The following is an 8,409-nucleotide window of genomic DNA, read 5'->3' on the forward strand; positions in this document are numbered from 1 at the left end:
GTTCCCGCTGCTGTTCTCGATCTACCTGTCGCTGCAGCAGTGGAACCCCGCCGAGGGCCTGCACACGATGCACTGGGTCGGACTCGAGAACTACGGCTATGCGCTCACCGACCCGTGGTTCTGGGATGCGCTCTACAACACCGCCTGGTTCGCGCTGGTGTCGGGGCTGCCGCAGCACCTGGTGGCGGTGCCGCTGGCCTTCTTCATCCACCGCCGCTTCAAGCGCGGCCGCGACCTGGTCGTCGGCGCCTATTTCGTCCCGTACATCACCTCCAGCGTCGCGATCGCGCTGATCTTCACGACGCTCTACTCGAAGGACTACGGCCTGATCAACGCGGCGCTGGCGGAGCTGACGCGCATCCCGTTCATCGGCAGCCCGCTGGCCTCCTTGACCGCGCTGCGGGAGGGCGGCATCGACTGGCTCGGCGACGCCGACGTCACCCGCCCGGCCGTCGCCTTCGTCGTGTTCTGGCGCTACCTGGGCTGGAACCTGGTGCTCTACCTGTCGGCGCTGCAGGTCATCGACAAGGACCTCTACGAGGCCGCGACGCTGGATGGCGCGAGCGAGTGGCAGCAGTTCCGCCATGTCACGCTACCGCTGCTCAAGCCGATGATGTTCTTCGCGGTGACGCTGACGATCATCGGCAACCTGCAGCTGTTCGAGGAGCCCTTCATCCTCGTGGACGGCGAGAAGGGCGTGGCCTCGTCGGTGATGACGACGGCGATCTTCATGTACCGCACCGCCTTCTCCGACGGCGACTTCGGCACCGCCTCGGCGATGTCCTGGCTGATGTTCGTGCTGATCGCCGCGCTGACCTGGCTCAACGCGAAGCTGTTCGGCCGCGACCCGGGAGGCCGCCATGGCGCGCGCTGACGGCGTGCCGATGCGGCCCGCGCCGACGAGCACGCGCTGCGCGGTACCTGGCTGGGCCAGCTGCGCGACTTCAGCCGCGCCTGCGCCGAGCATGAGCGGGCGATCGCGCTCGATCCGTCCGACCCGTGGCTGCGCATCGAGTACAGCTTCACCCTGATGGGCCAGGACCGCTACGAGGACATGCTGGCGCGGGTTCGGCGACGCGGCGGGGTCCAACCTGCGGCTGCTGCAGGAGCGGCTGCCGTTCTGGCGCAACCTGGGCATGAGCCTGTACGTCGCGTCGATGACGACGGCGCTGAACCTGCTGCTGTGCTCGCTGGCCGGCTACGCCTTCGCGATCTACGAGTTCCGCTTCAAGCGCGCGCTCTTCGCGATCGTGCTGGGCTCGATGATGCTGCCGGCCTTCCTGCACATGATCCCGAGCTTCATGGTCATGGACGCGCTGGGCTGGATCGATGAGCCGCGCGCGCTCTACGTGCCGGCGGCCGCCAGCGCGCTGGGCATCTTCCTGATGCGGCAGTACATCGGCTCGGCCATCCCGCCGGACCTGATCGACGCCGCGCGCATCGACGGCTGCGGCGAGTTCCGCATCTTCTGGTCCATCGTGCTGCCGCTGCTCACGCCCGCGCTGGGCACGCTGGGCCTGATCACCTTCATCGCGAGCTGGAACAACTTCGTCGCGCCGCTGGTCGTGATGCGCTCGGCCGAGCACTACACGCTGCCGCTGGCGCTGCGCTCGATGCAGGCCCCGAACAACACCGAATGGGGCGCGCTGATGATGGGCAGCGCCATCGCGATGCTGCCGCTGCTGGTGGCCTACCTCTTCAGCGCCCGGCGGCTGGTCGCCGGGCTGACCTCCGGCGCCGTACGCGGCTGACCGGCCTCACCGCCCAGTGACCCCCTCGCCATGACCACCGCCCCGACACCCACCGGACCCGCGACGCCCACGGCGCTCTCGCCGTCCGGGGACCCTCGCGGCGCCCCTCCTTCCACGATTCACACGACCACGACGCTGAACACCATGAACGAGAACGACGCCACCCCCGCCGCCGACACCGCCACCTTCCGCTCCCTGATCCAGTCGCTGCCCGCGGACTTCCAGTGGGGCTCCGCGACCAGCGCCGCGCAGATCGAGGGCGCCGGCCGCGAGGACGGCAAGGGCGAGTCCATCTGGGACCGCTTCTGCGCCCAGCCGGGCCGCATCAAGGACGGCTCCAACATCGATGTCGCCTGCGACCACTACCGCCGCTATCCGGAGGACGTGAAGCTGATGCGATGGCTGGGCCTGGACGCCTACCGCTTCTCGTTCTCCTGGCCGCGGGTGCAGCCGCTGGGCCGCGGCGCCTGGAACGAGGCCGGCTTCGATTTCTACGACCGCCTGATCGACGAACTGCTCCAGGCCGGCATCAAGCCCAACGCGACCCTGTACCACTGGGACCTGCCGCAGGCGCTGGACGATTCGATCGGCGGGCTGCTGTCGCGCGAGGTGGTGCCGCTGTTCGCCGACTACGCCGCCGAGATCGCGCGCCGCTTCGGCGACCGGCTGGCGACGATCGCCACGCTGAACGAGCCGTGGTGCTCGGCGACACTGGGCTACGAGACCGCGCAGTTCGCGCCCGGCCACACCAGCCGCGCCGAGGCCTACCAGGTCTCGCACCACCTGCTGATGATGCATGGCGCGGCGATGCAGGCCATGCGCGCGGTCGGCTCGAAGGCGCAGCTGGGCATCGTGCTCAACCACACGCCGTCCTTCCCGGCCGACCCGCTCAGCGAGGAGGACCGCCGCGCCGCGCGCATCGACGACGGCACCAACGTGCGCTGGTACATGGACCCGGTGTTCCGCGGCCAGTACCCGGCCGACATCGTCGAGTACCTCGGCGCCGACGCGCCGCGCGTGCAGGACGGCGACCTGGCGCTGATCCAGCAGCCGCTGGACTTCCTGGGGATCAACTTCTACACCCGCAGCGTGCTCAACGGCCGCCAGCAGTTCGTGACGCCGCCCGGGGAGCTGGGCTTCACCGACATGGGCTGGGAGATCTATCCGCAGGCGCTGACCCAGCACCTGCTGCGCATCACCCGCGAGTACACGCCGCCGCCGCTGGTCATCACCGAGAACGGCATGGCCAATGCCGACAGCATCGTCGACGGCCGTGTGCCCGACGCGGCGCGCATCGCCTACCTGCGCGGCCACCTCGAGGCGCTGGCCCAGGCGGTGGCGCTGGGCGCGGACGTGCGGGGCTACTTCTACTGGAGCCTGCTCGACAACTTCGAATGGAACTCGGGCTACCAGAAGCGCTTTGGCCTGTTCCACGTCGACTACGCGACCCAGCAGCGCCTGGCCAAGGACAGCGCCCACTGGTACCGCGACGCGATCGCCGCCTTCAAGGCCGGGCGTTGAGCGCCAGGGACTGAACCTCGGGCGCGGCGTCACCGTCCGGCCCGAGGCCGGGACGGACTGTGGCAGCATCCGAGGCTTTCGCGCACGGGGCGGGCACGGCTCCTGCCGCGTCGCGGAACGGAGGCATCGGTGAAGGAGCAGAAGGCATGAGTCAGGGCGGAACGGCGCCAATGCGGTTGCTGGCGGACGTGGGCGCGACGCATGTGCGCTTCGCCAGCCAGGACGGAGCGGCGGAGCCGCTGCAACACGTCGCGCGCTACGTGTGCCGCGACTTCGACACGCTCGCGGACGCGATCTTCTATCACTTGCATCGCGAGGGCCTGCCCCGTCCGCGCAGCTGCGCGATCGGCATCGCCACCGCCGTCACCGGCGACCATGTCCGCATGACCAACCACCACTGGAGCTTCTCCACGCGGGCGCTGCAATCGGCGCTGGGCGCGGAGCGGGTCCTGGTGATCAACGACTTCACCGCGCTGGCGCTGGCGCTGCCGGTGCTGGGACCGCAGTCGATGCGCAAGGTCGGCGGCGGCGAGCCGGTGGCCGGCGCGGCCAAGGGACTGGTCGGGCCCGGGACCGGGCTGGGGGTGTCGGGGCTGCTGCGGTCCGACGATGGCAACACGCAGGTCGCGGTCGGCGGGGAGGGCGGGCATGCCACGCTGTCGTCCTATGAGCCCGAGGAGCGGGCCGTGCTCGACCTGCTGCACCGGCGTTTCGGGCATGTGTCGGCGGAGCGGGCGGTGTCGGGGCCCGGCCTGGAAAACCTCTACATGGCGCTGGCCGAGCTGCGCGGCCTCAAGCTCGCTCCCGGCGAAGGCCGCGCCGCGCCGGCGATCACGGCGGCGGCGCTGGCGGGCGAGCCCTTCAGCAGCGAGGTCGTCACCATGTTCTGCGCGCTGCTGGGCGACATCGCGGGGCATGTCGCGCTCACGCTGGGCGCGCGCGGCGGGCTCTACATCGGCGGCGGCATCGTGCCGCGCCTGGGCGAGTGGTTCGACCGCAGCCCGTTCCGGGCACGCTTCGAGTCCTGCGGCAGGCTGACGTCCTACCTGCGGGCGATCCCGACCTACGTCGTGCAGGAGGCGGATCAGGCGCCGCTGCTCGGGGCCAGTCGGGCGCTGGATCGGGATGTGCTGACGCACTGAGATCGCCAGTTGGCGAGCTGTGGGTTGGTGGCGCTGAGACCGCCTACCTGCGCCGAGCAGCGCGTTGGCCGCCAGGGCGCAGGATTCCCGCGGCAAGCGCCGGAACCCCGCGCCCTGCCGTCCCCAATCACCGGCTCACTGCGTTGGGGCGGAGGCGGGCGGAGGGCTGGGCTCTGAAATGAAAAAAGCGGCCGGGATGGCCGCTCTGTGGGGAGGTCCGGATTACCAGATCCGGATGCGGTCCTCGCTGGGCTTGAACATCTTGTCGCCCGGCTTGGTCTTGAAGGCCTCGTGGAAGCCGTCGTGGTTGACGGCGGCGCCGTTGGCCCGGAACTCCGGCGGCGAGTGCGGGTCGATGGTCAGCAGCTGCAGCTTGCGCTCCTCGCGCGCCTTCTCTCGCCAGGCCTGCGACCAGCCCATGAAGAAGCGCTGCTCGCCGGTGTAGCCGTCGATGACCGGCGCCGGCTTGCCGCCCAGTGAGCGCAGGTAGGCCTTGTAGGCGATCTGCAGGCCCGAGAGGTCGGCGATGTTCTCGCCCAGCGTCAGCTTGCCGTTGAGGTGCTTGCCCGGGATCGGCTCGTAGCCCTCGTACTGCGCGACCAGCTTGGCGCCGATGGCGTCGAAGGCCTTGCGGTCGTCGTCGGTCCACCAGTTGCGCAGCTTGCCGTCGCCGTCGAACTGGCTGCCCTGGTCGTCGAAGCCGTGGCTGATCTCATGCCCGATGACTGCGCCGATCGCGCCGTAGTTCACCGCGTCGTCGGCCTTCGTGCTGTAGAAGGGCGGCTGCAGGATGGCGGCGGGGAAGACGATCTCGTTGAGCGTCGGGTTGTAGTAGGCGTTGACCGTCTGCGGCGTCATCAGCCACTCGCGGCGATCGACCGGCTTGCTGGCCTTGGCGGCCTGGCGCTTCCACTCGAAGGTGGCCGCGCGCAGGTTGTTGCCCACCGGGTCGCCAGCCTTGACCTCCAGCGCGCCATAGTCGCGCCAGACATCGGGGTAGCCGATCTTGACCATGTACTTGGACAGCTTGTCCTGGGCCTGCGCCTTGGTGGCGGGCGTCATCCAGCTGAGCTTGTCGATGGACTCCTTGTAGGAGGCCAGCAGGTTGTTGACCAGCTGCAGCATCCGGGCCTTGTCGGCGGCCGGGAAGTAGCGCTTGACGTAGACCTCGCCGACCGCCTCGCCGAGCGCGCCGTTGACGTTGCCCACCGCCTGCTGCCAGCGCGGCAGCGGGCTCTTCGCGCCGGTCAGCGCCGCGCCGTGGAACTGGAAGTGGGCGTCGCGGTAGACCTTGGGCAGCGTGGACGCATTGGCGTCGATGGCGCGGAAGCTGAGGTAGAGCTTGAGGTCCTCCAGCGGCGCCTCGCCCAGGAGCTTGGCCGCGCCGGTGAGGTAGCTCGGCTGCGACGCGGACAGCTTGTCCAGGCCCGGCAGGGAGGCCGCGGTGAAGAAGGCGTTCCAGTCGAAGCCCGGCGCCTTCTGCGCCAGCTCGGCCGGCGTCATCGGGTTGTAGGTCTTCTGCGGATCGCGCAGCGAGACCTTGTCCCACTGCACCTCGGCCAGGCGCTCCTCGAGCGCCAGCACCCGCTGCGCGCTGCCGGCCGGATCGGCGATGCCGGCGGCCTTGGCCAGCGTCTGCAGGTAGTCGAGGTAGGCGGCGCGGGCCTTGGCCAGGCGCTCGTCGTCCTTCTTGAGGTGGTAGTCGCGGTCGGGCAGGCCCAGGCCGCCCTGCCAGGTCTGCAGGCGGTTGATGGGGGGGTCCTGGTAGTCGGCCTCGATGCCCAGCGGCACCGGGGTGTCGAGGACACCGGTCTGCGCGCCCAGCCAGGTCGCGAGCTGCGTGCGCGTCTGGATCGCGGCGATGCTGTCCAGCAGCGGCTTGATCGGGGCCAGGCCGGCCTTGTCGATCGCCGCGGTGTTCATGTAGGCGGCGTAGTAGTCGCCGATCTTCTGCTCGACGCTGCCGCCCTGGGCCTTCTTCTTCGACAGGTCCTCGATGATGGCGCGGGCACGCTTGTCGGAGAGGTCCGCCAGCAGGTGGAAGGCGCCGTAGGAGGCCTTGTCCGCGGGGATCTCGGTGGTCGACAGCCAATGGCCGTTGGCGGCGCGGAACAGGTCGTCCTGGGGACGCACGGTCTTGTCGTAGCCCTTGAGGTCGAGGCCCGATTGCGGCTGCGCCGCCATCGCGAGGCCGCCCAGTTGCATCAGCAGGGCGAGGGTGGTGAGGCGGAGGACGTTCTTCATCGCAAGCAGATCTGGAGTGCGGGCCGGGCCCGTCGGAGCCGGAAGCCTATGCCACAAGGCAGACCCGTGACAAAAGCCATGAGGCCGCTTGTGGCGGCCGTCGCACCGGGGCTTTCCAGCTTGCCGGCAGGCCCTTCAAGTGGCTGGACAACGCCCGTCGGCACCGGCCGCCGCCCGCGTCTTCACGCCCTCTTGAGGCGAGGGGCGCGCGGCCGGCGCGGGAGCGCGCGTGCTCAGGGTCAGCGCCGCGATCACCAGCGCCGCGCCGATCCACTCCTGCGCCGCCGGATGCTGGCCGAGCGCGACGCTCATCAGCAGCGCCGACACCGGGACGCCATTGAGGAACAGCGTGCCGCGCGACGCGCCGAGTTGCCGCACGCCGAAGTTGAAGGCCACGACCGCGGCGACAGTGGGCACCGCGGCGATGTAGAGCAGGTGCGGCGCGACCGGCGTCAGGTCCTGCCAGGTGGGCGCGTTGACCCAGCCACCGGCCGTCATGGCGACGGCGAAGAGCAGTTGCCACGGCAGCGCCGCGATCGCGGTCAGGCCGGTGTATTCGAGCGGGCTCAGCGTGGGGAGCCGGGCCGCGCCGCGGGTGTAGAGCACCCAGCCGATCGTGCCCAGCAGCGTCAGCGCGTCGCCCAGCAGCATGTGGGGCGGACCATCGCCGCGGCCGAGCACGCCCGACACCAGCACCACGCCGCCCAGCGCCAGCACCGCCGCGCCGGCCACGCCCAGTCCGGGCCGGTGGCCGTCCAGCAGCCAGCGCAGCAGGATCGTCGTCATCGGCATCGTGGCCATCAGCACCGCGCCGTGCGAGGGCAGGGACAGCTTCAGGCCCTCCAGCACCAGCACGCCGAAGAAGCCGTAGCCCAGCACGCCGTGGCCGGTGAGCGTGACCCAGTGCGTCCTCAGCTTGTCCCAGGGGCGCTGGCCGAAGCGCATCACCAGCAGCGTCATGCCGACGCCGGCCAGCAGGTAGCGGACCGCGGTGAACCAGACCGGATCCAACCGTCCCAGCACCGGCTTGCCGACGAGGAACAGGCTGCCCCAGGAAATCGCCGCGAACAGCATCGCGACGGTGGCGGCAATGGGAGAGGAGGTGGGCGTCATGGCGACCGGCCTTCTTGGCAACTGCGATGGGAGGGCAGTCTGGGCGCCGCCCCGCGCGCGGTCCATGCGCTTGTTTGGAACGGGCGTTTGAAGAATCCGAACGCGGCCGGCCCGGCGGCTGGTCACAATCCCGCCCCATGGAGCTGTACCAGCTGAAGAGCTTTCTGGCCGTCGTGGCCGAACGGAACCTGACCCGCGCCGCGGAGAAGGTGTTCACCAGCGTGCCCGCCGTCAGCGCGCAGATCAAGGCGCTGGAGGAGGAACTGGGCGTGCAGCTGTTCGAGCGCAGCTCGCGCGGCATGACGCTGACGGCCGCCGGCGAGAAGCTGGCCGAGGAGGCGCGCCGCACGCTCGACGCGGCGCAGCGCCTGCGCCAGGCCGCCGCGCAGATCCGCGGCGAGGTGCAGGGGCGGCTGCGCATGGGCACCGTCACCGACCCGCTGGCGCTGCGCCTGGGCGAGGTGCTGGTGAAGCTGGCGGAGCGCCATCCCGGCATCGGGCTGCAGCTGATGCAGCGCCTGTCGCTGCACAGCGTGCAGGCGCTGCGCCGCGGCGAGGTCGACTGCGCCTACGTGCTCTACGACGGCGAGGCGGCCGACGGGCTGGTGGTCGAGCGCCTGCGCCGGATGGAGCTGGCC

General features: G+C 70.4%; 7 protein-coding genes. 5 read left to right on the forward strand and 2 right to left on the reverse strand.

Annotated elements, in window-relative coordinates:
* The 4 genes from FUT87_RS08875 to glk form a co-directional block, all read left to right on the forward strand.
* Positions 1-874, forward strand: an 874-nt coding sequence (locus FUT87_RS08875) for a carbohydrate ABC transporter permease (RefSeq protein WP_147240808.1), incomplete at its 5' end; no start/stop codon positions are given.
* A 262-nt stretch (positions 875-1,136) separates the two neighbouring features.
* A complete protein-coding gene (locus FUT87_RS08880) occupies positions 1,137-1,751 on the forward strand; it encodes a carbohydrate ABC transporter permease (RefSeq protein ID WP_147240809.1) in 615 nt (204 codons plus the stop codon).
* Between the two features lie 144 nt (positions 1,752-1,895).
* Positions 1,896-3,272 carry a GH1 family beta-glucosidase gene (locus FUT87_RS08885; RefSeq protein ID WP_147240810.1) on the forward strand — a complete coding sequence of 459 codons (1,377 nt, stop codon included), beginning with the start codon at positions 1,896-1,898 and terminating at the stop codon, positions 3,270-3,272.
* Between the two features lie 146 nt (positions 3,273-3,418).
* Positions 3,419-4,414, forward strand: a complete 996-nt coding sequence (gene glk / locus FUT87_RS08890) for a glucokinase (protein WP_147240811.1) — start codon at positions 3,419-3,421, stop codon at positions 4,412-4,414.
* Positions 4,415-4,636: 222 nt separating this feature from the next.
* Here glk and FUT87_RS08895 read toward each other — a convergent pair whose 3' ends face one another.
* Together FUT87_RS08895 and FUT87_RS08900 are read right to left on the reverse strand one after the other, a co-directional pair.
* Entirely contained in the window at positions 4,637-6,658 is a 2,022-nt protein-coding gene (locus FUT87_RS08895) for a M13 family metallopeptidase (protein ID WP_147240812.1), read from the reverse strand.
* Between the two features lie 135 nt (positions 6,659-6,793).
* Positions 6,794-7,771, reverse strand: coding sequence for a DMT family transporter (locus FUT87_RS08900; RefSeq protein ID WP_147240813.1), 978 nt, complete (start codon positions 7,769-7,771; stop codon positions 6,794-6,796).
* A gap of 137 nt (positions 7,772-7,908) precedes the next feature.
* On the opposite strand from FUT87_RS08900, the gene FUT87_RS08905 reads away from it, so the two are divergent.
* On the forward strand, positions 7,909-8,409 hold a 501-nt coding region (locus tag FUT87_RS08905), incomplete at its 3' end, for a LysR family transcriptional regulator (protein WP_147240814.1).

Source organism: Mitsuaria sp. TWR114 (genome assembly GCF_007997345.1).